The organism is Kitasatospora sp. NPDC041917, assembly GCF_055589745.1.
The window spans coordinates 234,854-261,106 of sequence record NZ_JBVJBI010000001.1; the positions used below are offsets into that span (position 1 = coordinate 234,854).

23 protein-coding genes and 1 riboswitch are annotated in these 26,253 nt (G+C 72.8%); of the genes, 3 read left to right on the forward strand and 20 right to left on the reverse strand.

Features of this window, described 5'->3' with window-relative positions; genetic code table 11:
- Nucleotides 1-438: 438 nt before the first annotated feature.
- The 14 genes from ACZ6EM_RS01045 to pyrR all read right to left on the reverse strand — a co-directional run bounded on the left by ACZ6EM_RS01045 (nt 439) and on the right by pyrR (nt 17,117).
- Nucleotides 439-2,523: a primosomal protein N' gene (locus ACZ6EM_RS01045; RefSeq protein ID WP_465771340.1), complete on the reverse strand. Its 2,085-nt coding sequence runs from the start codon at nt 2,521-2,523 to the stop codon at nt 439-441.
- Nucleotides 2,524-2,665: 142 nt separating this feature from the next.
- Complete coding sequence (gene metK / locus ACZ6EM_RS01050; protein ID WP_359897416.1) at nt 2,666-3,874, reverse strand: methionine adenosyltransferase; 1,209 nt, start codon at nt 3,872-3,874, stop codon at nt 2,666-2,668.
- Between the two features lie 152 nt (nt 3,875-4,026).
- The gene (gene coaBC, locus ACZ6EM_RS01055; RefSeq protein ID WP_401048530.1) at nt 4,027-5,256 is read right to left on the reverse strand and encodes a bifunctional phosphopantothenoylcysteine decarboxylase/phosphopantothenate--cysteine ligase CoaBC; all 1,230 of its coding nucleotides are present in this window, start codon (nt 5,254-5,256) and stop codon (nt 4,027-4,029) included.
- A gap of 237 nt (nt 5,257-5,493) precedes the next feature.
- Complete coding sequence (gene rpoZ, locus ACZ6EM_RS01060; RefSeq protein WP_030240625.1) at nt 5,494-5,760, reverse strand: DNA-directed RNA polymerase subunit omega; 267 nt, start codon at nt 5,758-5,760, stop codon at nt 5,494-5,496.
- Nucleotides 5,761-5,797: 37 nt separating this feature from the next.
- On the reverse strand, nt 5,798-6,355 hold the full coding sequence (gene gmk, locus ACZ6EM_RS01065) for a guanylate kinase (RefSeq protein WP_359897418.1): 558 nt from the start codon (nt 6,353-6,355) through the stop codon (nt 5,798-5,800).
- 49 nt (nt 6,356-6,404) lie between these two features.
- Nucleotides 6,405-6,731, reverse strand: a complete 327-nt coding sequence (gene mihF / locus ACZ6EM_RS01070) for an integration host factor, actinobacterial type (protein WP_030056187.1) — start codon at nt 6,729-6,731, stop codon at nt 6,405-6,407.
- 349 nt (nt 6,732-7,080) lie between these two features.
- Nucleotides 7,081-7,914, reverse strand: coding sequence for an orotidine-5'-phosphate decarboxylase (gene pyrF / locus ACZ6EM_RS01075; RefSeq protein ID WP_380453397.1), 834 nt, complete (start codon nt 7,912-7,914; stop codon nt 7,081-7,083).
- A gap of 32 nt (nt 7,915-7,946) precedes the next feature.
- Nucleotides 7,947-9,050: a quinone-dependent dihydroorotate dehydrogenase gene (locus ACZ6EM_RS01080; RefSeq protein WP_359897420.1), complete on the reverse strand. Its 1,104-nt coding sequence runs from the start codon at nt 9,048-9,050 to the stop codon at nt 7,947-7,949.
- Nucleotides 9,051-9,191: 141 nt separating this feature from the next.
- Entirely contained in the window at nt 9,192-12,500 is a 3,309-nt protein-coding gene (gene carB, locus ACZ6EM_RS01085; RefSeq protein WP_452178345.1) for a carbamoyl-phosphate synthase large subunit, read from the reverse strand.
- Nucleotides 12,493-13,650, reverse strand: a complete 1,158-nt coding sequence (gene carA / locus ACZ6EM_RS01090; RefSeq protein ID WP_452178344.1) for a glutamine-hydrolyzing carbamoyl-phosphate synthase small subunit — start codon at nt 13,648-13,650, stop codon at nt 12,493-12,495. The genes carB and carA overlap by 8 nt, the downstream gene beginning before the upstream one ends.
- Nucleotides 13,647-14,210, reverse strand: coding sequence for a PH-like domain-containing protein (locus ACZ6EM_RS01095; RefSeq protein WP_401052508.1), 564 nt, complete (start codon nt 14,208-14,210; stop codon nt 13,647-13,649). Before ACZ6EM_RS01095 ends, carA begins: the two co-directional genes overlap by 4 nt.
- Nucleotides 14,210-15,514, reverse strand: coding sequence for a dihydroorotase (locus ACZ6EM_RS01100; RefSeq protein WP_452178343.1), 1,305 nt, complete (start codon nt 15,512-15,514; stop codon nt 14,210-14,212). Before ACZ6EM_RS01100 ends, ACZ6EM_RS01095 begins: the two co-directional genes overlap by 1 nt.
- Entirely contained in the window at nt 15,511-16,488 is a 978-nt protein-coding gene (locus ACZ6EM_RS01105; protein ID WP_401054179.1) for an aspartate carbamoyltransferase catalytic subunit, read from the reverse strand. The genes ACZ6EM_RS01100 and ACZ6EM_RS01105 overlap by 4 nt, the downstream gene beginning before the upstream one ends.
- Nucleotides 16,489-16,493: 5 nt before the next feature.
- The gene (pyrR, locus tag ACZ6EM_RS01110; protein ID WP_359897432.1) at nt 16,494-17,117 is read right to left on the reverse strand and encodes a bifunctional pyr operon transcriptional regulator/uracil phosphoribosyltransferase PyrR; all 624 of its coding nucleotides are present in this window, start codon (nt 17,115-17,117) and stop codon (nt 16,494-16,496) included.
- Nucleotides 17,118-17,447: 330 nt separating this feature from the next.
- On the opposite strand from pyrR, the gene bldD reads away from it, so the two are divergent.
- The gene (gene bldD / locus ACZ6EM_RS01115; protein WP_030056198.1) at nt 17,448-17,951 is read left to right on the forward strand and encodes a transcriptional regulator BldD; all 504 of its coding nucleotides are present in this window, start codon (nt 17,448-17,450) and stop codon (nt 17,949-17,951) included.
- A gap of 154 nt (nt 17,952-18,105) precedes the next feature.
- On the opposite strand, the gene ACZ6EM_RS01120 is transcribed toward bldD, so the two are convergent.
- The 6 genes from ACZ6EM_RS01120 to nicT form a co-directional block, all read right to left on the reverse strand.
- Nucleotides 18,106-19,023, reverse strand: a complete 918-nt coding sequence (locus ACZ6EM_RS01120) for a hypothetical protein (protein WP_401054707.1) — start codon at nt 19,021-19,023, stop codon at nt 18,106-18,108.
- A gap of 133 nt (nt 19,024-19,156) precedes the next feature.
- The gene (locus ACZ6EM_RS01125; RefSeq protein WP_401054706.1) at nt 19,157-19,981 is read right to left on the reverse strand and encodes a thioesterase family protein; all 825 of its coding nucleotides are present in this window, start codon (nt 19,979-19,981) and stop codon (nt 19,157-19,159) included.
- 142 nt (nt 19,982-20,123) lie between these two features.
- Nucleotides 20,124-20,561, reverse strand: coding sequence for a transcription antitermination factor NusB (gene nusB, locus ACZ6EM_RS01130; RefSeq protein ID WP_359897437.1), 438 nt, complete (start codon nt 20,559-20,561; stop codon nt 20,124-20,126).
- A 4-nt stretch (nt 20,562-20,565) separates the two neighbouring features.
- The gene (gene efp, locus ACZ6EM_RS01135; protein WP_359897438.1) at nt 20,566-21,129 is read right to left on the reverse strand and encodes an elongation factor P; all 564 of its coding nucleotides are present in this window, start codon (nt 21,127-21,129) and stop codon (nt 20,566-20,568) included.
- A gap of 78 nt (nt 21,130-21,207) precedes the next feature.
- Entirely contained in the window at nt 21,208-22,314 is a 1,107-nt protein-coding gene (locus ACZ6EM_RS01140; protein ID WP_380542680.1) for a M24 family metallopeptidase, read from the reverse strand.
- 380 nt (nt 22,315-22,694) lie between these two features.
- Nucleotides 22,695-23,810, reverse strand: coding sequence for a Nickel transporter NicT (gene nicT, locus ACZ6EM_RS01145; RefSeq protein ID WP_401054638.1), 1,116 nt, complete (start codon nt 23,808-23,810; stop codon nt 22,695-22,697).
- Between the two features lie 31 nt (nt 23,811-23,841).
- Nucleotides 23,842-24,054: riboswitch (cobalamin riboswitch) on the reverse strand.
- 82 nt (nt 24,055-24,136) lie between these two features.
- Between nicT and ACZ6EM_RS01150 the strand changes: the two genes are divergently transcribed.
- Nucleotides 24,137-24,520: an ArsR/SmtB family transcription factor gene (locus ACZ6EM_RS01150; protein ID WP_359897441.1), complete on the forward strand. Its 384-nt coding sequence runs from the start codon at nt 24,137-24,139 to the stop codon at nt 24,518-24,520.
- A 58-nt stretch (nt 24,521-24,578) separates the two neighbouring features.
- Nucleotides 24,579-26,252, forward strand: coding sequence for a hypothetical protein (locus ACZ6EM_RS01155; RefSeq protein WP_465771341.1), 1,674 nt, complete (start codon nt 24,579-24,581; stop codon nt 26,250-26,252).
- Nucleotide 26,253 lies beyond the last annotated feature (1 nt).

Genomic DNA, 26,253 nt, shown 5'->3' on the forward strand with positions numbered 1-26,253 from the left:
GAGCTGCCCGCGGCCGTCGAGCGCACCGGTCTGGCCACGACCGTCCCGGCGGCCCGCCAGGGCGGCCTGGACCGCAGCAGCCTGGACCGCGGCGCCCTGGAGCGCAGCACGATGGACCGCACCGCGATCGACCGCGGCCCGATGGAGCGCACCCCCGTCGACCGCGGCACGCCCGACCGCGGCACCCCCGCCGACCGCCCCCAGGCGGACCGACCCGGCATCCCGCTGCGCGGCTGACCGAGCCGCCGCAGCCGGGCCGTCCGGGGCGGGGTGGCCCACTCACCCCGCCCCACCCGCCCACCGGGCCCGAAGACCGCCGGACCACCACCCCCGACCCCGACCAAGCCCCCCGACCCGGACCCCGACCAAGGCCAAAGCCCCCCGACCCCGACCAAGGCCCCCGACCAGACCCCCGAGCAGCGCCCCGGCCGACGCCGCTCAGCCGATGTCCGTCGGATCCACCCGCACCCGCACCGGCTCCGCCGTCCGTAGCGCGATCCGCGCGATCTGCGCCGCCTTGAGCGCCGCCGCCAGCGCTGCCCCCTGCCCGGGCGGCACCCGCAGCAGCGCGCGTTCCTGCTCCTCCCCCCGCAGCGCCGGTACCGGCACCGGCCCGAGCACGTCCGCCCCCTCGGGCAGCCGGATCAGGTTCAGCAGGTCCGTCACCGCCGAGGGGGTCCCGCTCACCGAGGCCATCCGGGAGACCGGCGGGAAGTGCAGCTGGGCCCGTTCGTCCCGCTCCAGCCCGGCGTGCCCCAGCGGGTCCCAGCGCACCAGCGCCTGTACCGGACGGGCCGAGGGCTCGGCCACCACGACCACCGTCCCGCCGTCCGTCGAGGGCCGCACCAGCGCGGCCGCCGCGAGCCAGAGCCGCAGCGTCTCCTCCCCCGCCCGCAGGTCCGGCCGGCCGAGCAGCGCCCAGCCGTCCAGCAGCAGCGCGGCCCCGTAGCCGTCGCCACCCTCCACGACCGGCTCCGCACCGGGTGTGGAGATCACCAGTGAGGGCTCGTCGGGCACGGTGGTGAGCACCGCCTCCCGGCCCGAGGTCCGCACCGGGAGGCGCGGGAACGCCTTGCCGAGTTCCTCCGCCGTCCGCCGGGCCCCGACCACCTGGGCCCGCAGCCGGAAGGACCCGCACTCGGGGCAGTGCCAGTCGTTCTCCGCCTCCCCGCACCAGCCGCAGCACAGCGGCGCGTCCGCCGAGGGCGCCTCCAGCGGCCCTTCGCAGCGCCGGCAGCGCGCGGGGGTCCGGCAGCGCCCGCAGGCCAGCCGGGGCACGTAGCCGCGCCGGGGCACCTGGATGAGCACCGGGTGCCCGGCGGCCAGCGACTCCCGGGCGGCCTCCCAGGCCACCGAGGGCAGCCGGGCGGCCTGGGCGGCGGCGTCCCGGTGCTGGTCCTGGTCGGTGACGGTCCGTACCCGGGGCGCGATCTGCCGCACCGTCTCCCGGTCCGCGACCAGCGGGCGCGCCCAGCCGGTGCTGACCAGTTGGGCGCCCTCCACCGTCACCGCGTGCCCGCCGAGCAGCACCGCCGCGCCCTCCTCGGCGGCGCGCAGCAGCGCCACCTCGCGCACGTGCGGGTGCGGGGCGCGCGGGTCGCTGTGGCTGCCGTCCCCGTCCGACCAGACGACGACCAGCCCGAGGTCCCGGACCGGCGCGAACATGGTGGCCCTGGTCCCGATCACCGCGTGCACCGAGCCGCGGCTCACCGCGAGCCAGCGCTTGTAGCGCTCGCGCGGGCCGAGGTCGGCCTCCAGCGCCACGTGCATCCCGGCGCCGAGCAGTTCGGTCAGGGCCTGGTCGACCCGGGCCACCGAGCGCCCCTCCGGGAGCACGACCAGCGCGCCGCGGCCGCCGGCGAGGGTCGCGGCCACCGCCCGGGCGATCTCGTACGGCCAGCCGGGGCCGGGCAGCGCCGCCCAGACCGCGCGCGGCGCGCCGCCCCCGGCGAGCGCGGCGAGGAAGTCGGGCCCGGCCGGGTAGCGCTGCCAGCCGCCGGGGGCCGGGGCGGCCGGGCGCGGCAGCGGCGGCGGCGAGGGCGCGGCCTCGGCCTTGGCGTGCCGGGGCGGGACGGCCAGCTGGAGCACGTCGGCCAGTGTCCCGGCGTACCGGTCGGCGACGGTCCGGCACAGCCGCAGCAGCTGCGGGGTGAGCACCGGCTCGGGCGAGAGCACCTGGGCCAGCGGGGCGAGCGGTCCGGCGAAGTCGCTCTTCTCCAGCCGGGCGACGATGAACCCGTCGTGCAGTTCCCCGCCCTCGCGCTGGCCCTTCACCACCCGTGCCCCGAACCGCACCCGCACCCGTACGCCGGGCTGGGCCTCCTCGGCCATGGCGGCCGGCACCTCGTAGTCGAAGAGCTTGTCGATGGTGAGCACGCCCTTGTCCACCACGACCCGGGCCACCGGCAGGTGCTCGGCCCGCTTGGCCCCGTGCCAGGTGCGCGGCTTGGCCCGCTTGACCGTCTCCCGGATGAACGCCAGCTGCTCCGGCTCGGCGGCCCCGTTCTCCCCTGTGCTGCTCATCGCCACCAAGTACTACCAGGTCACACCGACAATGCACGAAGCGGCGCCCACCCCCGTTCGGGGGCGGGCGCCGCTTCGGGCGCTACGGACGCACGGGCCGCGGGCGCGCGCCACTGACGACGAGCCGCGGGCGCCGCGGACGTCAGTCCTGGACGGCGGCCTTCAGCTGCTCCACCCGGTCGGTGCGCTCCCAGGTGAACTCCGGCAGCTCACGGCCGAAGTGGCCGTACGCCGCGGTCTGCGAGTAGATCGGGCGCAGCAGGTCCAGGTCGCGGATGATCGCGGCCGGACGCAGGTCGAAGACCTCGGAGACGGCCTTCTGGATGGTGAGGACCGGCACGGTCTCGGTGCCGAAGGTCTCCACGAACAGGCCGACCGGCTCGGCCTTGCCGATCGCGTACGCGACCTGCACCTCGGCGCGGCGGGCGAGGCCGGCGGCGACGATGTTCTTCGCCACCCAGCGCATCGCGTACGCGGCCGAGCGGTCCACCTTGGACGGGTCCTTGCCGGAGAAGGCGCCGCCGCCGTGGCGGGCCATGCCGCCGTAGGTGTCGATGATGATCTTGCGGCCGGTGAGGCCGGCGTCGCCCATCGGGCCGCCGATCTCGAAGCGGCCGGTCGGGTTGACCAGCAGGCGGTAGCCCTCGGTGGTCAGCTTGATGCCCTGCTCGGCCAGCGCCTTCAGCTCCGGCTCGACCACGAACTCGCGGATGTCCGGGGTGAGCAGCGACTCCAGGTCGATGTCGCTGGCGTGCTGGGTGGAGACGACGACGGTGTCCAGGCGGACGGCCTTGTCGCCGTCGTACTCGATGGTGACCTGGGTCTTGCCGTCGGGGCGCAGGTAGGGGATGGTCCCGTTCTTGCGCACCTCGGTCAGGCGGCGGGAGAGGCGGTGCGCCAGGGTGATCGGCAGCGGCATGAGCTCGGGCGTCTCGTCGGACGCGTAGCCGAACATCAGGCCCTGGTCACCGGCGCCCTGCTTGTCCAGGTCGTCCTCGTCGCCCTCGACACGGGCCTCGTACGCGGTGTCGACGCCCTGCGCGATGTCGGGCGACTGGGCACCGATGGACACCGAGACGCCGCAGGAGGCGCCGTCGAAGCCCTTCTTGGAGCTGTCGTAGCCGATCTCCAGGATCTTGTCCCGGACGAGCTGGGCGATCGGCGCGTACGCCTTGGTGGTCACCTCGCCGGCCACGTGCACCTGGCCGGTGGTGATGAGCGTCTCCACGGCGACCCGGGACGTCGGGTCCTCCCGCAGGAGAGCGTCAAGGATGGTGTCGCTGATCTGGTCAGCGATCTTGTCGGGGTGTCCCTCGGTGACGGACTCCGAGGTGAACAGGCGGCGAGACACAGCGCTCCCTGGGGTTGCAGCGGCTGCTGACTGAAGTTCCCCGGGGCGACCCGGGGAACTCCGGAAAGACTTGATTCCTGGAGTCTAACGGTCTGGTTCCGCCGAACGTCACCCGCTTCAGGAATTCTCGACCGCCGCGCGAGCGGTTCTGATCAGTTGCCGCCCGTTTCCAGCCGCTTTGCGACCAGATCCCAGACCACGTCCGCGAGCGCCTCCTTCGGGCCCACCGGAACGGCCGTCTCACTGCCGTCCGAGCCCAGCACCACGGCCTCGTTGACGTCGGTGCCGAAGGCCTTGCCGTTGCCCACCTCGTTCACCACGAGCAGGTCACAACCCTTGCGGGCGAGCTTGGCCCGACCGTTGGCGAGCACGTCGTCGGTCTCCGCCGCGAAACCCACCACGAGTTGACCCGGACGGGGCCGGTGGGCCGACAGTTCGGCCAGGATGTCCGGATTGCGGACCAGGGCGACGGGCGCCGGCTCGACGCCCTCGACCTTCTTGATCTTGCCGGTCGCGTACTCGGCGGGCCGGAAGTCCGCCACCGCCGCGGCCATCACCACGGCGTCCGCGTCCTGGACCGCCTTCAGCGCCGCCTCGCGCAGCCCCAGCGCGGTCGACACGTGCACCACGTCCACCCCGGCCGGGTCCGGCAGCTCGGCGTTGGCCGAGAGCAACGTCACCCGGGCCCCGCGCGCCGCGGCCGTCACGGCGAGCGCGTAGCCCTGCTTGCCGGAGGACCGGTTGCCCAGGTAGCGCACCGGGTCCAGCGGCTCGCGGGTGCCGCCGGCCGAGACCACCACGTGCCGGCCCGCCAGGTCGGTCGGCGCCGCCCCGCCGCGGCGCAGCACGGCCCGGCAGGCGTCGAAGATCGCCGACGGCTCGGGCAGCCGGCCCTTCCCGGTGTCCTTGCCGGTCAGCCGCCCGACGGCCGGCTCCAGCACGATCACGCCCCGGCGGCGCAGCGTGGCCACGTTGTCCCGGGTGGCCGGGTGCTCCCACATCTCGGTGTGCATGGCGGGCGCCACCACGACCGGACAGCGGGCGGTGAGCAGGGTGTTGGTGAGCAGGTCGTCGGCGAGGCCGTGGGCGGCCTTGGCGATCAGGTCGGCGGTGGCCGGGGCGACCACCACCAGGTCGGCCTGCTGCCCGATCCGCACGTGCGGCACCTCGTGCACGCGCTCCCAGGTCTCGGTGGCGGCCGGGCGGCCGGACAGCGCCGCCCAGGTCGCCTCGCCGACGAAGTGCAGCGCGGCGGAGGTCGGCACGACGGTGACCTGGTGGCCGGACTCGGTGAAGCGGCGCAGCAGCTCGCACGCCTTGTACGCGGCGATCCCGCCGCTCACGCCGAGGACCACGCGGGGGGCGTCCGCACTCAGGGTCATCTACCGGCCTTTCTCCGCCTCGGGAACGCATCGGGAACGCGTCGCGGCCGTGCCGCGAACGCGCCCACCCTACGGCCCCCCGGCCGGCCCCCGCACCGCGCCCTGCCCTCCGGCGAGCGCCGAAGGGTCGCCGGCGAGCGCCGAAGGGCCGTCGGGGAACACCCGAGGGCCGCCGGGAACGCCGAAGGGCCCGGCGGAAACGATTCCGCCGGGCCCTTCCGAAACTCTGCGACTGCCTCAGGCAGCCTCGATCGCCTCGGCGGTCAGCATGCCCGCGTTGATCTCGCGCAGCGCGATCGACAGCGGCTTCTCGTGCACGTGGGTGTCGACCAGCGGGCCGACGTACTCCAGCAGGCCCTCGCCGAGCTGGGAGTAGTACGCGTTGATCTGGCGCGCGCGCTTGGCGGCGTAGATCACGAGGCTGTACTTGGAGTCGGTGGCCTCGAGCAGCTCGTCGATCGGCGGGTTGATGATGCCCTCGGGCGCGGTCATGGAAGAGGACACGCTAAAACCTTCCGAAAGGGTGGAAAAGACAGACAGGTCAGGCTACACCGAGCAAGGCTAGCAGTTCGGCCGCTACCTGCTCGACCGAGGTGTTGACAAGGGTCGTGTCGAACTCGGGCTCGGCCGCGAGCTCGACCTTGGCCGCCTCCAGCCGCTTCTCGATCACGTCCTGCGGCTCGGTGCCCCGGCCGGTCAGCCGGCGGACCAGCTCGTCCCAGCTCGGCGGAGCCAGGAAGACCAGCTGCGCCTCGGGCATCGACTCGCGCACCTGCCGGGCGCCCTGGAGGTCGATCTCCAGGAGCACCGGCTCGCCGCGCTCCAGCTTCTCCTGCACGGCCGCGCGCGGGGTGCCGTAACGGTTCCCGGCGAACTCGGCCCACTCCAGCAACTCGCCGTTGGCGACCAGCTTGTCGAACTCGTCGTTGTCGACGAAGTGGTACTGGACCCCGTTCTTCTCGCCCGGCCTCGGGCGCCGGGTCGTCGCCGACACCGAGAGCCAGACCTCGGGGTGCATCTTCCTCATATGAGCGACGACCGTGCTCTTGCCGACCCCCGAAGGGCCGGAGAGCACGGTCAGCCGCGGACGCTCACTCATGCACCGATTATCCCGGATCGCGGGGGATCCTGGGACCACGGGGGCACGGTCAGGCGGCGCCACCGCCGAACTCCCGCTCCAGGGAAGCGATCTGGTTCGTACCGAGGCCGCGGACACGCCGGCTCTCGCTGATGCCGAGGCGCTCCATGATCTGCTTGGCACGGACCTTGCCGACGCCCGGAAGGGACTCCAGCAGGGCCGAGACCTTCATCTTGCCGATGACGTCGTTGTCGGCCTTTCCGGCCTTGATCACCTCGTGCAGGGAGGCGCCGGAGTGCTTGAGCCGGTTCTTGACCTCGGCGCGCTCCCGGCGAGCCTCGGCGGCCTTGGCGAGCGCGGCGGTGCGCTGTTCAGGGGTAAGGGGCGGAAGGGCCACGCCGTTCACCTCAGGGTGTGGATGGATGGATTGAGCTAGGACTGGTTCGGTACCGAGGACACCGTCCGCAAGGGGAACCACAAGGCCCTGACCTGCGGGAGCCACGGAAATAGCGGCTCGCCGATGACCTATCGCCGGACACTACCCGGATTGCGGCGCCACGTCAGGAAAAGAACACGAAAAGTCCTGGTCAGCCAAGGCCGACCAGGACTTTCCAGGGCAAAATGACCGCGATTGCGAGACTTTGGCGGTGCCGATGTGACGGCGCTCACGTCGGTTCGGCGGCCACCGCGCGGTCCTGCGGACACTCCGCAGGGTCACCGCGCGGCTACCTGAAGGACGGGTTCCGCTACTTGACGGCGTCCGCGAACTCGCCGACGAAGCGCTCCGCCGCCTCCCGCAGCGCCGGCACCGAGGGGCCGTGCTTGAGCACGTCCCGGCTGACGCTCGGCACCACGTTGATCACCGAGGCGCCGAACACCCGCGGCAGGTCGGCCATGGTCGCGCCCTGGGCGCCGATCCCGGGGGCCAGCAGCGGGCCGTTGATGGCCAGTTCCACGCCCGCGTCGGCCAGCGTCGCGCCGACCACCGCGCCGAAGGAGCCGAGCGGCGCGGCGCCCTCGTTCTCGGCCGCCAGCTGACGCAGCACCGAGGCCGCGACCGGCTCGCCGTCCGCGCCCACCGCGCGCTGCACCTCGGCGCCCTCCGGGTTGGAGGTGAGCGCCAGCGCGAACACGCCGCAGCCCTGCTCCCGGGCCAGGTCCAGGGCCGGGCGCAGCGAGCCGAAGCCCAGGTACGGGCTGACCGTCACCGCGTCCGAGAACAGCGGGCTGCCCGGCGACAGGAAGGCCTCGGCGTACGCGGCCATGGTGGAGCCGATGTCACCGCGCTTGGCGTCCATCAGGACCAGCGCGCCGGCCGCCCGGGCCTCCTCCACGGTCTTCTCCAGCACCGCGACGCCCTTGCTGCCGAAGCGCTCGAAGAAGGCCGCCTGCGGCTTGAGCACGGCCACCCGGTCGGCCAGCGCCTCGACCACGGTGCGGCTGAAGGTCTCCAGCCCGGCGAGGTCGTCACCGAGCCCCCAGGCGGCGAGCAGGGAGGCGTGCGGGTCGATGCCGACGCAGAGCTGGCCGCGGGTGTCGAGGGCCTGGCGCAGCCGGGCGCCGAACGGGGCGAGGGTCATGTCGTCTCTTTCCGGAGGGGTGGGGAGGGGGTTCAGGAACTGCGCACGGCGCTGCCGACGGCGTCGGCCAGGCTGCGGAAGCCGCCCGCGCGGACCTTGGCGGACAGGCCCTTGTGGATCCGCCGGCACCAGAACGGGCCCTCGTAGATGAAGGCGCTGTAGCCCTGGACCAGGTCGGCGCCGTGGACGATCCGCTGCCAGGCGTCCTCGGCGGTCTCGATGCCGCCGACCGAGACCAGGGTCAGCCGGCCCTCGGTGCGGGCGCGCAGCCGCTGGAGCACCTCCAGGGCACGGGCCTTGAGCGGGGCGCCGGACAGGCCGCCCATGCCGATCTCCGCGACCCGCCCGGCGTCGGTGCGCAGGCCCTCGCGGCCGATCGTGGTGTTGGTGGCGATGATGCCGTCCAGGCCCAGCTCCAGGGCGAGGTCGGCGACCGCGTCGACGTCCTCGTCGGCCAGGTCGGGGGCGATCTTGACCAGCAGCGGCACGCGGTGGGCGGTGCTGCGGTCGGCGGCCTCGCGGACGGCGGCGAGCAGCGGCCGCAGGTGGTCCACGGCCTGGAGGTTGCGCAGCCCGGGGGTGTTCGGCGAGCTGACGTTGACCACCAGGTAGTCGGCGTACTTGGCCAGCCGCTCGGTGGACTTCACGTAGTCGGCGACGGCGTCGGCCTCCTCGACCACCTTGGTCTTGCCGATGTTGACGCCGATCACCGGGGTGGAGCTGGTGTGCGGGCGGGCGGCCAGCCGGGCCGCGACCCGGGCCGAGCCCTGGTTGTTGAAGCCCATCCGGTTGATCAGCGCGCGGTCCTCGACCAGGCGGAACAGCCGGGGCGCCGGGTTGCCGGGCTGGGGCTCGCCGGTGACGGTGCCGATCTCGACGTAGTCGAAGCCGAGCATCGACAGGCCGTCGATGCCGACGCCGTTCTTGTCGAAGCCGGCCGCCAGACCGAACGGGCCGGGCAGGTCGAGGCCGAGGGCGCGGGTGCGCAGGGCCCGGTCGCGCGGGGCGAGCACCAGCCGCACCAGGGTGCGCAGGCCGGGCACCGAGGAGCCGAGGCGGATCCAGAAGAAGGCGAGGTGGTGGGCCTTCTCGGGGTCCATCTTCTTGAAGACCAGGTCGAACAGAAGCTTGTACAAGGGTGGTTCAACTCCCGGAGCGGAGAGAGCAGATGGGCGCGGGCGCCGCCCGTCGGAGGAAGGGTGGCGGTGGGTGACGGGCGGGGCGGTCATGGCAGTGGGGGGCACCCGGCTGTTCCGGTGCCCCCCACTGCGGTGGTGCTACTTGCGGCCGGCGTTGATCAGCTCGGCGTGCTCCTGGAGCGACATCACCCCGACCTCGTCGCGCAGCAGCGCGTCCATGCCCTGCACGGCCGCGCCCATCGCCTGGACGGTGGTCAGGCAGGGCACCGCGCGGGCCACGGCCGCGGTGCGGATCTCGTAGCCGTCGAGGCGGCCGCCGGTGCCGTACGGCGTGTTGATGATGAGGTCGACCTCACCGTCGTGGATCAGCTGGACGATGGTCCGCTCGCCGTTCGGGCCCTCGCCCTCGCTGTGCTTGCGCACCAGCGTGGACGGGATGCCGCCGCGCTGGAGCACCTCGGCGGTGCCGGCGGTGGCGAGCACCTCGAAGCCGAGGTTGACCAGCGCGCGGGCCGGGAAGACCAGGTTGCGCTTGTCCCGGTTGGCCACCGAGACGAAGACCTTGCCCTTGGTCGGCAGCGCGCCGTACGCACCGGACTGCGCCTTCGCGTAGGCGGTGCCGAACACCTTGTCGATGCCCATGACCTCACCGGTCGAGCGCATCTCCGGGCCGAGCACCGTGTCCACCCCGCGGCCGTGGATGTCGCGGAAGCGGCTCCACGGCATCACGGCCTCCTTGACCGCGATCGGCGCGTCGGCGGGCAGCGTGCCGCCGTCGCCCTCGGCCGGGAGCAGGCCCTCGGCGCGCAGCTCGGCGATGGTGGCGCCGAGCGAGATCCGGGCGGCGGCCTTGGCCAGCGGCACGGCGGTCGCCTTGGAGGTGAACGGGACGGTGCGGGAGGCGCGCGGGTTGGCCTCCAGCACGTAGAGGATATCGCCGGAGAGGGCGAACTGGATGTTGATCAGACCGCGGACGCCGACACCGCGCGCGATGGCCTCGGTGGAGGTGCGCAGGCGCTTGATGTCGTGGCCGCCGAGGGTGATCGGGGGCAGCGCGCAGGCGGAGTCGCCGGAGTGGATGCCGGCCTCCTCGATGTGCTCCATGACGCCGCCGAGGTAGAGCTCGGTGCCGTCGTAGAGCGCGTCGACGTCGATCTCCACCGCGTCGTCGAGGAAGCGGTCGATGAGCACCGGGTGCTCGGAGATCAGGCCGGCGTGGCGCTCCAGGTAGGAGGCGAGCGAGGCCTCGTCGTAGACGATCTCCATGCCGCGGCCGCCGAGCACGTAGGACGGGCGGGCGAGCACGGGGTAGCCGATCTCGTCGGCGATCGCCTTGGCCTCCTCGAAGGAGAAGGCGGTGCCGTGCTTGGGGGCCGGCAGGCCGGCGTCGCGCAGGACGCGGCCGAAGGCGCCGCGCTCCTCGGCGAGGTCGATCGCCTCGGGCTGGGTGCCGACGATCGGCACGCCGTTGTCCTTGAGCGCCTGGGCCAGGCCCAGCGGGGTCTGGCCGCCGAGCTGGACGATCACACCGGCGAGCGGGCCGGCCTGCTGCTCGGCGTGGACGATCTCCAGCACGTCCTCCAGGGTGAGCGGCTCGAAGTAGAGCCGGTCGGAGGTGTCGTAGTCGGTGGAGACGGTCTCCGGGTTGCAGTTGACCATGACGGTCTCGTACCCGGCCTCGGCGAGCGCGAAGGAGGCGTGCACGCAGGAGTAGTCGAACTCGATGCCCTGGCCGATGCGGTTCGGGCCGGAGCCCAGGATGATCACGGCGGGCTTGGTGCGCGGGGCGACCTCGCTCTCCTCGTCGTAGGACGAGTAGAAGTACGGGGTCTTGGCGGCGAACTCGGCGGCGCAGGTGTCGACGGTCTTGAACACCGGGCGGATGCCGAGGGCGTGGCGCACCTCGCGGACCACGTCCGGCTTCAGGCCGCGGATCTCGCCGATCTGCTGGTCGGAGAAGCCGTGCCGCTTGGCGTGGCGCAGCAGGTCGGGGGTGAGCTCGGCGGCCTCGGCCAGCTCGCCGGCGATCTCGTCCAGCAGGAAGAGCTGGTCGACGAACCACGGGTCGATCTTGGTGTACTCGAAGACCTCCTCCGGGGTGGCGCCGGCCCGGACGGCGTCCATCACGGTGTTGATCCGGCCGTCGGTCGGCACGACCGCCTTGGCCAGCAGCTCCGCCTTGTCGCCGACGGGGCCGGCCCAGGAGAACTGGGAGCCCTTCTTCTCCAGCGAGCGCAGCGCCTTCTGCAGCGCCTCGGGGAAGTTGCGGCCCATGGCCATGGCCTCGCCGACGGACTTCATGGTGGTGGTCAGGGTGGCGTCGGCGCTCGGGAACTTCTCGAACGCGAACCGCGGCACCTTGACGACGACGTAGTCGAGGGTCGGCTCGAAGGAGGCCGGGGTCTGCTCGGTGATGTCGTTGGGGATCTCGTCCAGGGTGTAGCCGACGGCCAGCTTGGCGGCGATCTTGGCGATCGGGAAGCCGGTGGCCTTGGAGGCGAGCGCCGAGGAGCGGGAGACCCGCGGGTTCATCTCGATGACGATGACCCGGCCGTCCTCGGGGTTGACCGCGAACTGGATGTTGCAGCCGCCGGTGTCGACGCCGACCTCGCGGATGACGGCGATGCCGATGTCGCGCAGGATCTGGTACTCGCGGTCGGTGAGGGTCATCGCCGGGGCGACGGTGATCGAGTCACCGGTGTGCACGCCCATCGGGTCGAAGTTCTCGATGGAGCAGACGACCACGACGTTGTCGTGCTTGTCGCGCATCAGCTCCAGCTCGTACTCCTTCCAGCCGAGGATGGACTCCTCCAGGAGCACCTCGGTGGTCGGCGAGAGGGTCAGGCCCTGGCCGGCGATGCGGCGCAGGTCCTCCTCGTTGTGGGCGAAGCCGGAGCCGGCGCCGCCCATGGTGAAGGAGGGGCGCACGACGACCGGGTAGCCGCCGAGCGTGTCGACGCCGGCCAGCACCTCGTCCATGGTGTGGCAGATGACCGAGCGGGCGGACTCGCCGTGGCCGATCTTGGCCTTGACGGCCTCGACGACGCCCTTGAAGAGCTCGCGGTCCTCGCCCTTGTTGATCGCCTCGACGTCGGCGCCGATCAGCTCGACGCCGTACTTCTCCAGCGTGCCCGCCGCGTGCAGCGAGATCGCGGTGTTGAGCGCGGTCTGGCCGCCCAGGGTCGGCAGCAGCGCGTCGGGGCGCTCCTTGGCGATGATCTTCTCGACGAACTCCGGGGTGATCGGCTCGACGTAGGTGGCGTCGGCGATCTCCGGGTCGGTCATGATCGTGGCCGGGTTGGAGTTGACCAGCACGACCCGCAGGCCCTCGGCCTTGAGGACCCGGCAGGCCTGCGTACCCGAGTAGTCGAACTCGGCGGCCTGGCCGATCACGATCGGGCCGGAGCCGATCACCAGGACGGACTTGATGTCAGTGCGCTTAGGCACGCTGGCCCTCCATGAGCTTCACGAAGCGGTCGAACAGGTAGGCGGCGTCGTGCGGACCGGCGGCCGCTTCGGGGTGGTACTGCACGCTGAAGGCGGGGACGTCGAGTGCCTGCAGGCCCTCGACCACGTCGTCGTTGAGGCAGACGTGGGAGACCTCGACCCGCCCGTAGGGGGTGTCGCTCACCTTGTCCAGCGGGGCGTTCACGGCGAAGCCGTGGTTGTGGGCGGTCACCTCGACCTTGCCGGTGGTCCGGTCCTGCACCGGCTGGTTGATGCCGCGGTGGCCGTACTTGAGCTTGTAGGTGCCGAAGCCCAGGGCGCGGCCGAGGATCTGGTTGCCGAAGCAGATCCCGAAGAACGGGGTCCTGCGCTCCAGCACGCCCTGCGCGACGGCGACCTGGTGGTCGGCGGTGGCCGGGTCGCCCGGGCCGTTGGAGAAGAAGACGCCGTCCGGGTTGACGGCGTAGACGTCCTCCAGGGTGGAGTTGGCCGGCAGCACGTGCACCTCGATGCCGCGCTCGGCCATCCGCTGCGGGGTCATCGCCTTGATGCCGAGGTCCAGCGCGGCGACGGTGAAGCGCTTCTCACCGATCGCGGGCACCACGTACGGCTCGGTGGTGGCGACCTCGGCGCACAGGTCGGCGCCCTTCATCTCGGGCGACTGCTGCACCCGGGCGAGCAGGGCGGCCGGGTCGGCCAGCGCCTCGCCGGAGAAGATGCCGCAGCGCATCGCGCCGCGCTCGCGCAGGTGGCGGGTCAGCGCGCGGGTGTCGATGCCGCTGATGCCGACGACGCCCTGGTGGACGAGTTCCTCGTCGAGCGGGCGCAGGGAGCGCCAGTTGGAGGCGACCCGGGCGGGGTCGCGCACGACGTAGCCGGCGACCCAGATCTGCTTGGACTCGTCGTCCTCGTCGTTCCAGCCGGTGTTGCCGATCTGCGGGGCGGTCATCACGACCACCTGGCGGTGGTACGACGGGTCGGTGAGGGTCTCCTGGTAGCCGGACATGCCGGTGTTGAAGACCGCCTCGCCGAAGGTCTCGCCGATGGCGCCGTAGGCCTGTCCGCGGAAGGTCCGGCCGTCCTCCAGGACGAGCACGGCAGGCACTCGTTCCCGCCGTTGGCGCTGCGTGGTGGGGGCAGGTGCGGTCATTGCGCGGCCTCTTCCGTCTTCGTCTTCGTACGTGTTGCGAGTCGAGCGATCGCCTCGACCCAGGCGGCGTGCTCGTCGGGGTGGTCGGCCCGGAAGCCGGAGTCCAGCTCGGTGCCCTCGTGCGCCCAGCTGACGACGAGCAGCCCGGAGGGGACGACCTTGCCGGCGATCCCGGAGTCCGTGCGGGCACCGGTCAGGTGCTCGGCCGGGATCCAGAAGTCGACGTCACCGGGGCGCTGCACCAGCAGGCCGTCCTCGCCGAGGGTGAGGTCGGCGCGGCTGCGGGTGCCCAGGCCGTGGGCGACGACCCGGTCGAGCCAGTTCCCGGCGGTGGTCGTGCCGTGGTACCGGCCGCTGGTCTCCAGGATGGTGCGTCCGGCGCGGTCCGGCACGGCCGGCAGCGGCGGGATGCCGGACTGCAGGGTGCGCCGCCAGTTCCATCCCTGGCGCATCAGCCAGTAGACCAGGCCGATCACGATCAGCAGGCCGATGGACCAGCCGATGTAACCGGGCCAGTCGGTGACCTTCGCCTGCTCCTGGGCGAGCGTGGCGTGGAGCATCACTCCGTGCCGCCCTGCTCGGCGAGCTCCCCGGCCAGCACGGTGGCGCGCCCGCGCAGGAAGGTGGCGTGCACCCGTCCGGGCAGGTCCAGGCCCTTGTAGGGGGTGTTGCGGCTGCGGGTGGCGAAGCTGTCCGGGTTCACGGCTCCACGGTACGCGGGATCGAACAGCACCAGGTTGGCGGGCTCACCCACCGAGATCGGCCGGCCGTGGCCGCTGAGACGGCCGATCCGGGCCGGGCGGTGCGACATCCGGTCCGCGACGGCCTCCCAGTTCAGCAGGCCGGTGTCGACCATGGTCTGCTGCACGACCGACAGCGCGGTCTCCAGGCCGACCATGCCCATCGCGGCCACGGCCCACTCGCAGTCCTTGTCCTCGGCCGGGTGCGGCGCGTGGTCGGTGGCGACGGCGTCGATGGTGCCGTCGGCCAGCGCCTTGCGCAGCGCCTGGACGTCCTCGGCGGTGCGCAGCGGCGGGTTCACCTTGTACACCGGGTCGTAGGTGCGGACCAGCTCGTCGGTGAGCAGCAGGTGGTGCGGGGTCACCTCGGCGGTGACGTCCCAGCCCTTGGACTTGGCCCAGCGGACGATCTCGACCGAGCCGGCGGTGGAGAGGTGGCAGACGTGCAGCCGGGAACCGACGTGCGCGGCGAGCAGCACGTCGCGGGCGATGATCGACTCCTCGGCGACGGCCGGCCAGCCGCCGAGCCCGAGCTCGCCGGAGACCTGGCCCTCGTTCATCTGGGCGCCCTCGGTCAGCCGCGGCTCCTGGGCGTGCTGGGCGACGACGCCGTCGAAGGCCTTGACGTACTCCAGGGCGCGGCGCATCAGCACCGCGTCGTCCACGCACTTGCCGTCGTCGGAGAAGACCCGGACGCCCGCGGCGGACTCGTGCATCGCGCCGAGCTCGGCGAGCTTCTTGCCCTCCAGGCCGACGGTGACGGCGCCGACCGGCTGCACGTCGCAGTAGCCGGACTCCTGGCCGAGCCGCCAGACCTGCTCGACCACGCCGGCGGTGTCGGCCACCGGGGTGGTGTTGGCCATCGCGTGCACGGCGGTGAAGCCGCCCATCGCGGCGGCCCGGGTGCCGGTGAGCACGGTCTCGGCATCCTCGCGGCCGGGCTCGCGCAGGTGGGTGTGGAGGTCGACCAGGCCGGGCAGGGCGATCAGCCCGGTGGCGTCGATCTCGATGTCCGCCTCGACCGTCAGGCCGGTGCCGATCTCCTTGATCACGCCGTCGGCGAGGTGGAGGTCCTGCGGGGCGCCGCCCAGGATCTTGGCGTTGCGGATCAGGTAGCTGGTCACTGGGCGGTCTCCACGGAGTCGGTGCGGGCGGTGTCGGCGAGGGTGGCTCCGCCGAGCAGCAGGTACAGGACGGCCATCCGGACGGAGACGCCGTTGGCGACCTGCTCGATGGCGGTGCAGCGCGGCGAGTCGGCGACCTCGGCGGTGATCTCCATGCCGCGGACCATCGGGCCGGGGTGCATCACGATCGCGTGGTCCGGCAGCTGGGCCATCCGGCGGCCGTTCATGCCGTAGCGGCGGCTGTACTCGCGCTCGGTCGGGAAGAACGCGGCGTTCATCCGCTCGCGCTGCACCCGCAGCATCATCAGCGCGTCCGTCTTGGGCAGCACGGCGTCGAGGTCGTAGCTGATCTCGCAGGGCCAGTTCTCGACCCCGATCGGCAGCAGCGTGGGTGGGGCGACGAAGGTGACCTGCGCGCCGAGGGTGTTCAGCAGGTGGACGTTGGATCGGGCGACCCGGCTGTGCAGGACATCGCCGACGATGGTCACGTGGCGCCCGGCCAGGTCGTTGCCGCTGCCCGGGTTGAGGTGGCGGCGCATGGTGAAGGCGTCGAGCAGCGCCTGGGTGGGGTGCTCGTGGGTGCCGTCACCGGCGTTGATCACACTGCCGTGCAGCCAGTCGGACTGGGCCAGCCGGGCCGGCGCGCCGGAGGCGTGGTGGCGGATGACCACCGCGTCGGCGCCCATCGCCTGGAGGGTCAGCGCGGTGTCCTTGAGGCTCTCGCCCTTGGAGACCGAGGAGCCCTTGGCGGAGAAGTTGATGACGTCGGCCGAGAGGCGCTTCTCGGCGACCTCGAAGGAGGTCTTCGTCCGGGTGGAGTCCTCGAAGAAGAGGTTGACGACGGTGCGGCCGCGCAGCGTGGGCAGCTTCTTCACGGCCCGGCCGGAGAGCTGGGCGAGCTCCTCGGCGGTGTCCAGGATCAGCAGCGCGTCGTCGCGGCTGAGATCGGCGGCGGAGACGAGGTGGCGCTTCACGCGGGTTACTCCGGGAGGTGCGGTTCGGAAGACTGGGGTGCCAGGGCCTGCGAGCTGCGGGCGGCGAAGTCGCGGTCGCCGACCAGGACGGCGTCCACGCCGTCGCTGTCGGACAGGCGCACCTGAACGGCCTCGCGCAGCGAGGTGGGGAGGTTCTTGCCGACGTAGTCGGCGCGGATCGGCAGCTCGCGGTGGCCGCGGTCGACCAGGACGGCGAGCTGGACGGCGCGCGGGCGGCCGATGTCGTTCAGCGCGTCGAGCGCGGCGCGGATGGTCCGGCCGGAGAAGAGCACGTCGTCGACGAGGATGACGAGCTTGCCGTCGATGCCGCCGGGCGGGATCTCGGTGTGCTCCAGGGCACGGGCGGGCTTCAGCCGCAGGTCGTCCCGGTACATGGTGATGTCCAGGGTGCCCAGCGGGATCTCGCGCCCGGTGATCTGGGCCAGCCGGCCGTGCAGGCGGCGGGCGAGGTGGACGCCCCTGGTGTGGATGCCGAGCAGCACGACGTCCTCCGCGCCCTTGGCGCGCTCGACGATCTCGTGCGCTATCCGGGTGAGGACCCGGGCGATGTCCGTGCCGTCCAGCACCTGGTGCGGTGCCCGGGGCGTCGGTTCATGGTGGGTGGTCATGCCGAAGCGGACCTCCTTCCCCGCCTCACGGGACGGGTCTTAAAGGATGTCTGGGACTGCCCCCGCCGACCGGGCGTGGGCTTCGGGCCATCCTAGCAGCGCGCCGGATCGCAAACAGACGGCCATCATTCCGCTTCCCGGGGTTAACACTCCGGACGCGCCGACGATGCGGGCCATTCGCACGACTGCCCCATTCGGCTTGACGCAACTACCTTACTCTACGTAACCTCACAGTGAGTTACGAGACGGACGTCGGACCCACCGGTAACGGCGTCGGCAATCGCCCGTGACCCACCACTGAACGCGAAGCAATCTCGTCCGGGGAGATCAATGTCCAGCGACTACGCGAAGCAACTCGGAGGCAAGCTCCGAGCGATCCGCACTCAGCAGGGTCTCTCCCTGCACGGTGTCGAGGAGAAGTCCCAGGGGCGCTGGAAGGCAGTCGTCGTCGGCTCGTACGAGCGCGGTGACCGTGCGGTCACCGTGCAGCGGCTGGCCGAACTGGCGGAGTTCTACGGCGTCCCGGTGCAGGAGCTGCTGCCCGGCGGTACGCCCGGCGGCGCGGCCGAGCCGCCGCCGCGCCTGGTCCTCGACCTGGAGAGACTGACCCAGGTCCCTTCCGAGAAGGCCGGCCCGCTGCAGCGCTACGCGGCGACCATCCAGAGCCAGCGCGGTGACTACAACGGAAAGGTGCTGTCGATCCGTCAGGACGACCTGCGCACCCTGGCCGTCATCTACGACCAGTCGCCGTCGATCCTCACCGAGCAGCTGATCTCCTGGGGCGTGCTGAACCCCGACGCGCGCCGCGCGGTGCGCGAGGAGGACGCGAGCTGAGGCTCGCCGCACCGGCTCCCGCCGGCGGATCCAGGGACGACCCGGCCTGATTTCCGGTCGTACCCGCAAGCAGAAACGTCACGGCGCGGCTCCCCTGACCGGGGGCCGCGCCGCGGTGTCGGGGCCCCCGGGACGGGGCCCCGAGGCGGAGCCGTCAGCAGACCGTTCCCAGGCTGTAGCCGGGCTGCGCCGCGACGCCGTCCAGCCGGACCGGCCGCTCGGCCGGCGCCCACTCCTGCCCGCCGCTCGACCAGGCCCAGGAGGCCTGCAGGTACTCCCCGCAGGAGGCGGCCGAGCCCTGCGAGCCGTGCAGCACCGCGACGCCCGGCAGCTCCAGGGCCAGCCCGGTGCAGAGCACCGCGCAGACCAGCTCCAGGTCCTCGTCGTTGATCCGGACCACGCCGTCCTCCCACTGGAGGACCCGAGCCGCGGCGGTCAGCCTCCCGCCGGGCGCGTCCACCCGCAGGCGCAGCTCGTACACGCCGGCCCCCGCGCCGACCAGCATCCGGCGGAACACCTCGCCCCCGCGCTGGTAGGCGGCGCGTACCCAGGCGGCGTGCTCCTCGTCGGGCGCGCCCGCGCCCCCGCACAGGCCCCCGTCGAGCAGCAGGTCGGCGTGGCAGAGCGTCAGCCCGTTCTCCCGGGCGCGCACCAGGCGGGGCACGAAGTCCCCGGCCAGCTCCTCGCCCTGATAGGCCAGCAGCTGGGTCTGCAGGGCCGGGTTGACCAGGTAGCGGTCGCGGGCGGCGGGCTCGGCCGGGTCCAGCCCGTGCAGCACGCAGAACTCCTCGAAGTCCTGCGGGTGGAACATCCGGGCCCGGACGGTGTCGAACCGCTCCAGCGCCTCGGCCAGCAGCTCGGCGGTGTCGGCCAGGTAGCGCTCGTGGTCGGGGGCGTCGGAGATCCCCCAGGCGCGCGCCCGGGCGAAGTCCGCGGCGTTGGTCAGCACCCCGATGACAAAAGCCTGCTCGGCGCCGCCGGCCCGCTGTGGCCGGTGCGACGCCCGCACCGCGGGCCGCGAGCCGCCGGCGGTGCAGTCGGAGTTACGGCGGGCGCGACCCTTTTGACTCATCGGTGGCTCCTGGCTTCGGGGGTTGACGGTCCGCGGCACGCTCGCCGCTGACCGTCTTCCTCCCCATCCGCGCGCGCCGCACACGTACGGCGTGTCACAGGAATGTAACCACCGGTAATGCGGGGCCGCCGGGTCAGGGGCGGGGCGCCCGGGCCAGCTGGCGGGACTGCGCGACCAGGCGGCCGGACTCGTCCCAGACCTCCGCGTCCTCCTCGAAGTAGCCACCGGCCAGGTTGCGGGTCGCGTGGGTGACCCGCAGCCAGCCGGGCACGGGCCTGGCGCGCAGGTGGACGGTCAGCTCGATGGTGGGCGCCCAGCCCGGCATGCCGAGGTCGAAGGTGACCGGCGGCAGCGCGTCGGCGACCAGCAGGAGCAGCAGCGGGTCGGGCTCGCGGCCGTCGGCGAGCCGGAACCAGCCCTGGATCCGCCCGTTGCCGGAGGGCTGCCCGAGCGCCCAGCCGATGGTGGCCGGGTCCAGCCGCAGGTCGAACCGCTCCAGCAGGGCGGCCTGGGCGATCAGCTCCTTGGGCGCGTGCTCGACGCCGACGCACTGGTCCGGCGGCGGCAGCTGCGGCGGCCGCGCGCTGGTGCGCACCTCGCCGTCGGCGGTGGCGAGGTCGCCGTGGCTGGCCACCACCCGCAGCCGCTCGACGCCGTCCTGGCTGAGCGAGGCGGTGCCGGTGGACAGGCCGCGGCCGGTGCGCAGCACCTCGGTGCGGACGGTGGCCGGGCCGGGGGTGGAGGCGGACAGGTAGTAACCGCTGATCGACACCGGGTCCGGGTGGGTGCCGTGCTCCAGCGACAGCGCGTGTCCGGCCACCGCGAGCAGCAGTCCGCCGTTCACCCCGCCGCCGATCTGCCAGCCGGCGCCGAGCTCGGCGTCGTAGCGGCCGGCCTCCTCGGGGTGCCTGGTCAGGGCGATGCCCTGGTCGAACTCGCTGCGGATCGCGGTGGTCATCTGGGGGGACCTGCCCTTCACGCGTGGTTCCGGACGTCAAGTTACTGACAAGTAGGTCCCCACCCTACGCCGACCGGGTGAAACGCGGAACGGCCGCCGGACACCTGTTCGGGTCCGACGGCCGTCCGCGAGGTCCACCTGCCTACCGGCGGATGCTCGGCTTCAGCTCCAGGAAGCGGGCGAGCATGCCGTTGACGAAGGCCGGGGAGTCGTCCGTGGAGAACTCCTTGGCGATCTCGACGGCCTCGTCCAGGACGACGGCGTCCGGGACGCCGTCCTCCCAGATCAGCTCGTAGGCACCGAGCCGCAGGACGTTGCGGTCCACGATCGGCATCCGGTCGAGCGACCAGCCGACGGAGTACTGCTCGATCAGGTCGTCGATGCGACGAGCGTGCTGGACGTACCCCTCGATGAGCTCCATGGTGTACTCACCGACCTGCGGGGTGCCCTCGTCGGGCCTGGGCTCGCGGGCGCGGGCCACCCAGTCGGCGAGGACCTGCTGCGGGTCGACCCCGCGGTGGTCGGCCTCGAAGAGGATCTGGAAGGCCCTGGTGCGGGCCTTGCTGCGTGCGGCCGACACGGACTTACTTCACCCGGCCGAGGTAGCTGCCGTCGCGGGTGTCGACCTTGACCTTCTCACCCTTGGTGACGAAGAGCGGCACCTGGATCTCGGCGCCGGTCTCCAGGGTGGCCGGCTTGGTGCCACCGGTGGAGCGGTCGCCCTGGACACCCGGCTCGGTCTCGGCGATGGTCAGCTCGACCGCGGCCGGGAGCTCGATGTAGAGGACCGAGCCCTCGTTCTGCGCGACGAGGGCCTCGAAGCCCTCCAGCAGGTACTTGGCGGCGTCGCCGACGACCGACGGCTCGATGGTCAGCTGGTCGTAGGTGTCCATGTCCATGAACACGAAGTTCTCGCCGTCCTTGTACGAGAACTGCATGCCGCGCTTGTCGACGTTGGCGGTCTCGACCTTGGTGCCCGCGTTGAAGGTCTTGTCGACGACCTTGCCGGTCAGGACCTCCTTGAGCTTGGTACGCACGAAGGCCGGGCCCTTGCCGGGCTTGACGTGCTGGAACTCGACGACGGACCAGAGCTTGCCGCCCTCCAGCTTGAGGACCATGCCGTTCTTGAGATCGTTCGTGGAAGCCACGGGCGCACTAACTCCTGTATAGCTGTCAAGGAACCAAGGGATTGCGTCCTGCCTTCCACGGCCCCCGGGGGGCCGCGGTCACAGGGCGAGGAGCTCCTTGGTGGTGATGGTGAGCAGCTCGGGCCCGCCCTCTTCGAGGGGGCGCACGACGAGCGTGTCCTCGATCCGGACGCCGCCCCTGCCCGGGAGGTGGACCCCCGGACCGACGGTGACCGGCACGCGGCTGTCCAGTTTACCCATGTCCGACGGACCGAGGCGCGGCGCCTCCCGGATCTCCAGCCCGACGCCGTGGCCCACCGGGTGCGGGGAGGCCTCGGTGTGGCCGGCCGCCTCCAGGACCTGCCGGGCGGCCCGGTCGGGCACGCACTGCTCCACGCCCGGTCCGAGCGCCTCCCGCCCGGCCCGCTGGGCCCGGAAGACCAGCCGGTGCAGCTCCACCTGCCAGGGCGCGGGGGCCGCGCCGATCACGAAGGTGCGGGCGGTGGAGACGCCGTAGCCGCGGTACTGGGCGCCCATCACCACGGTCAGGAAGTCGCCCTCCTCCACCCGGCGGTCGGTGGGCTGGTGGGCGGCCTGGCCGGAGTGGCTGCCGGTGCCGACCGAGACCGGGAAGGCGGCCCGGTCGGCGCCGTGGTCGATCATCCGGCGCTCCAGCTCCATCGCCAGGTGCCGCTCGGTGCGGCCGACCAGGATCGACTCCAGCAGCTCGCCCAGCGCCTGGTCGGCGATCTCGGCGGCGATCCGCAGGTCGGCGATCTCGTGCTCGTCCTTGACCACCCGCAGCCGCTCGACCGTCTGACCGAGGTCCACCAGCCGGGCCCCCTCGGTCAGGCCCCCCACCGCCCGGTGCCGGGTGACGGTCAGGTCGTGCTCCTCCACCGCCAGTCCCGACACCCCGGACCGCGCGGCGACGGCCGCGACGGCCAGCGCGGAGTCCGACCCGGCCGCCACCGGCAGCCGGGTGACGTCAGGGGCGATCAGGTGCTCCCCGGAGTCGTCCGGCGGCAGGTCGTCCGGCAGCGCGAGCAGCGCCCGCTCCCTGGTCAGCAGCAGGCTCGCCCCGCAGGGCGCGCAGCCCGTCAGGTACCGCACGTTCGCCGCACGGGTGATCAGCGCCGCATCGGCCCCGGCCGCACTGCAGTGCTCCCTCACCCGCTCCCGCCGCCCCGCGTACGCATCCGCCATGCGTCGAGCCTACGAACCCCCGGCCCGAAGCGCCCGCCGAGCACCCCCGGCAGAACCCCCAATACCCCTTGCACGCCCCCCTGCGCGACCGCGGCACCGTCCCCCTCGGGCCCGCACCCCGCCCCCCACGCAGCGTGCCGCCGAGGGGCCCCGCACCCCCCGGCGGTCCCTCGAACCCCCGCCGTCCGCTACGTTCCGTCACGGATCTGTCACTGCTGGTCCTGTGCGAGTACGACCCGGTCGCCGGCCGGCACGTCGCCTTCCGCGAGGAGCGCCGACCCGGGGCGCACCCGGCCCCCGGAACGCGAACGGCGCCTCCCCACCGCGGGGAAGCGCCGTTCCGGCGTGCGCGGGCAGGCCGCTGCTCGCGGCCGGGTGGCTCAGGAGCCCTCGGGCGTCCAGCGCTTCTCGACCCCGGCGAGCTTCCAGTACCCGATCGCGATCGCCCAGACGACCACGAACAGCCCGGCGATGGCGTAGCCGACGTTGTCCAGCGAGATGTCGGCGATGAACCCGGTGACCGGGTCGGTCAGATCGAGCTTCTCGTGCAGCACCCCGACCAGCTCGATGGTGCCGATGATGAAGGCCACCGCGATCGACAGACCGGTGATGGTCAGGTTGTAGTACACCTTCCGCACCGGGTTGGCGAAGGCCCACTGGTACGCGAAGTTCATGAACGTCCCGTCCAGGGTGTCGAACAGGCTCATCCCGGCCGCGAACAGCAGCGGCAGGCAGACGATCGCGTACCAGGGCAGCCCGGAGGCGGCACCCGAGCCGGCCATCACCATCAGGGTGACCTCGGTCGCGGTGTCGAAGCCCAGGCCCAGCACCATGCCCACCGGGAACATCTGCCCGGGCCGGGTGATCGAACGGGTCGCCCGGTTCAGCACCCGGGCCATGAAGCCGCGCGAGTCGAGGTGCGCCTCCAGCTCCTTCTCGTCGAACTTCCCGGCCCGCATCGAGCGGAACACCCTGAGGATGCCGAGCAGCGCCGCCAGGTTGAGCGCGCCGATCAGGTAGAGGAACACGCCGGAAGTGGTCGTCCCGATCACGCCGAGCCACTTGTGGGTGGTCGACTCGTCGTCCATCAGGGTGTTCGCCAGCTGCGCGCCGCCCGCCACCAGGGCGGCCATCACCACCACCATCGAGGAGTGCCCGAGGGCGAACCAGAAGCCCACCGAGACCGGCCGCTTGCCGTCCGCCATCAGCTTGCGGGTGGTGTTGTCGATCACCGCGATGTGGTCGGCGTCGAAGGCGTGCCGCATCCCGAGGGTGTACGCGGTGATACCCAGGCCCACCCCGAAGACCTGGGTACCGACCGCGTACTTCTCGGGTGCGACCAGGAAGATCAGCGTGCCGAAGGCCACCACGTGCATGGCCACGATCACCGCCATCAGCCCGGCGGTACGGACGGTGTCCTCGCGCCGCCACTGGAAGCTGGGCAGCGCGGAGGGGGCCGGTTCGGCCCCGGCGGCAACGGTTTCGGGCAGGGTCATCTGCGGATCACGCTCCAGCACCTCGTGGAAAACCTCGTGAGATGCCGTGGCCGGTCTCCTGGCTGACGGGACGCCCGTACCCGCCTTCCCAAGCGCGCGAGGCGCCCAGTGGCTCCATGGGTACGGACGACGTTCCTCCGCGGACGGAGGAACGACCCGATCACAGTGGCGAGGGCCGCTCCGGGCTGGGACCCCTGAGGGTCCGTCACCGGTCTTCCCGAGCACCACGGCGGGGAACACCGTAGGGGCCACGCCCCGACCCGTGCAAGGTTGCGCACCTGCGCAGGTGTCCAGGATCACAGACCGCCGCCTGCGAGAATGTCCGCATGCATCTCGTACCGGCCGACCGCGCGGGCCACCGCACCATCGACGGGCACCGGGTCTGCGAGGCCATCGCCGCGATCGGCGACCCGGCCCACGTCCGGTCCTGGGCCGAGCGGTTCTCCCTGCTCGCCGACCCCGGCCGGCTCGCCCTGCTGCTCGCCCTCCACCGGGCCGGGCCGCTCGCCGTCACCGACCTCGCGGTCGCCACCGGCATGCGCGACCCCGCCGTCTCCCAGGCCCTGCGGCTGCTCCGCACGGCCGGCGTGGTCACCGGCGACCGGGACGGACGCGTGGTGCGCTACCAGCTCGTGGACGAGGCCATGCGCCCCCTCCTCGACGAGTGCGCCGCCGGCGAACACCACGAGCCCACCGCGGCCACGGGCTGACCCACTGGCCCGGCCCCGGAACCGCGCCGCGGCCGAAGCGGATGAGTACGATCATGACGTGCCGTCCCGCCCCCACGCCTGGCCCGCCGACCGGTGGAACACCCGACCGGTCAGGGCCCGCGTGCTGGCGGTCGCCCGCACCCTCACCTCGGCCACCCGGGTCCTGGACGTCCTGACCCTGCTGAACCCGGACGGCATCGAGCGGTACTTCACCGTCAACCCCGGCTCCGCCTTCGCCGACCGCGCCCTGGACGAGTACCTGCACGGCCTGCCCGGCTTCACCGTGCTGGACTGGGAGGACGCCGTCAGCCGCCGCTTCGACCTGGCCGTCGCCTGCGCCGTCCACTCCTCCATGCACCGGCTGGACGCCCGCCTCGTCGTCCTCCCGCACGGCGTCGGCTACAACCGGCTGGTCACCGAGTCCACCGGCGACACGGTCACCGCCGCCGGTCTGTCCCGCAACGAACTCACCCACCGCGGAAGGGTGTTCGTGGACGTCCTCGGCCTCTCCCACCCCGAGCAGCTGGACCGGCTGCGGGACTCCTGCCCCGAGGCGCTGGACGTCGCCCGGGTTGTCGGCGACCCCTGCTTCGACCGGATGCTCGGCAGCCGGCGCTCCCGCGACGGCTACCGCGCTGCGCTCGGTGCCACCGGCGGCCGACGGCTCGTCGTCGTCAGCTCCACCTGGAGCGAGCACTCCTTGTTCGGCCGCCGCCCGGACCTCCCCCGGCGGCTGGTCCGCCGGCTCCCCGCCGACGAGTACACGGTGGCCGTCGTCCTGCACCCCAACGTGTGGAGCCGCCACGACCCCGAGGCGCTGCTCGACGACGCCCGCCGGATGGGCCTGCGCCTGATCCCGCCCCACCAGGGCTGGCAGGCCGCGCTCGTCGCCGCCGACTGCGTGATCGGCGACCACGGATCGGTCACCGTCTACGGCGCCGCCCTGAACCACCGCACCCTGCTCGTCGCCACCGGCGCCGCCGAACTCGACCCCCGCTCCCCCGGCTACGCCTTCGGCCAGGCAGCGCCCGTCCTCGACCCGGACGGGGACCTCGCCGCCCAGGTCGAACAGGCCCTCGCCCGGGCCCCGGCCGACCTGAGCGCGATCACCGACCGCTCGCTCGCCCACCGCGGCGAATCCGCCCGGCTGCTGCGCCCGCTGCTGCACTCCTTCCTGGCCGGGCTGGACGAGCCCGGGGACGAACCGGCCCTGCCGCCCTACCCCAGGCCGGCCCCGTGCCCCGGCACCGTCGACCGGCCCACCGCGTACGACGTCGAGGGCCGGAGCGAGGGCATCGAGGTCAGCCTGCGGCGCTACCCCTTCGACCCGCACGACCACGCCCCGCGCGGCTTCCACGCCCTCACCGACGAGCACCCGGGCGACGCCCTGCGCTACACCGCCGAGGTCCTGACCCGCACCGAGGTGCACGCCGAACGCCCCGCCGCCCGCTGGCTCGCCGACTCCGCCGCCGAACTCCCCGGCCTCGCCGTCGCGGTGGCCGCCCTCGGCCCGGCCCGCCACCTGCTCCGACTGCGCGGCGGCCTGCTGCTGGAGGCCCGCGCCGAACCGGACTGGACCTGCCCCGACCCCGCCGTCGACCCGCTGCTGCTCGGCTCCGCCGTGGCCTGCTGGCTCGCCGACGGCGGCGACCCGGCCGGCCTTCCCCGGCACGGCCTCACCGTCCGCACCGGCGAGCACCGCACCCGGGTGTCCTTCCGCACCGGACCCTGAG

Bases quoted from the DNA above. Each gene is read 5' to 3' on its own strand.
- ACZ6EM_RS01045 (WP_465771340.1), bottom strand. From the start codon at position 2,523: ATGAGCAGCACAGGGGAGAACGGGGCCGCCGAGCCGGAGCAGCTGGCG.
- coaBC (WP_401048530.1), bottom strand. From the start codon at position 5,256: ATGACCCTGAGTGCGGACGCCCCCCGCGTGGTCCTCGGCGTGAGCGGC.
- gmk (WP_359897418.1), bottom strand. From the start codon at position 6,355: ATGAGTGAGCGTCCGCGGCTGACCGTGCTCTCCGGCCCTTCGGGGGTC.
- pyrF (WP_380453397.1), bottom strand. From the start codon at position 7,914: ATGACCCTCGCCCCGTTCGGCGCCCGGCTGCGCCAGGCCCTCGACACC.
- carA (WP_452178344.1), bottom strand. From the start codon at position 13,650: ATGACCGCACCTGCCCCCACCACGCAGCGCCAACGGCGGGAACGAGTG.
- ACZ6EM_RS01095 (WP_401052508.1), bottom strand. From the start codon at position 14,210: ATGCTCCACGCCACGCTCGCCCAGGAGCAGGCGAAGGTCACCGACTGG.
- pyrR (WP_359897432.1), bottom strand. From the start codon at position 17,117: ATGACCACCCACCATGAACCGACGCCCCGGGCACCGCACCAGGTGCTG.
- bldD (WP_030056198.1), top strand. From the start codon at position 17,448: ATGTCCAGCGACTACGCGAAGCAACTCGGAGGCAAGCTCCGAGCGATC.
- ACZ6EM_RS01120 (WP_401054707.1), bottom strand. From the start codon at position 19,023: ATGAGTCAAAAGGGTCGCGCCCGCCGTAACTCCGACTGCACCGCCGGC.
- ACZ6EM_RS01125 (WP_401054706.1), bottom strand. From the start codon at position 19,981: ATGACCACCGCGATCCGCAGCGAGTTCGACCAGGGCATCGCCCTGACC.
- ACZ6EM_RS01140 (WP_380542680.1), bottom strand. From the start codon at position 22,314: ATGGCGGATGCGTACGCGGGGCGGCGGGAGCGGGTGAGGGAGCACTGC.
- nicT (WP_401054638.1), bottom strand. From the start codon at position 23,810: ATGACCCTGCCCGAAACCGTTGCCGCCGGGGCCGAACCGGCCCCCTCC.
- ACZ6EM_RS01150 (WP_359897441.1), top strand. From the start codon at position 24,137: ATGCATCTCGTACCGGCCGACCGCGCGGGCCACCGCACCATCGACGGG.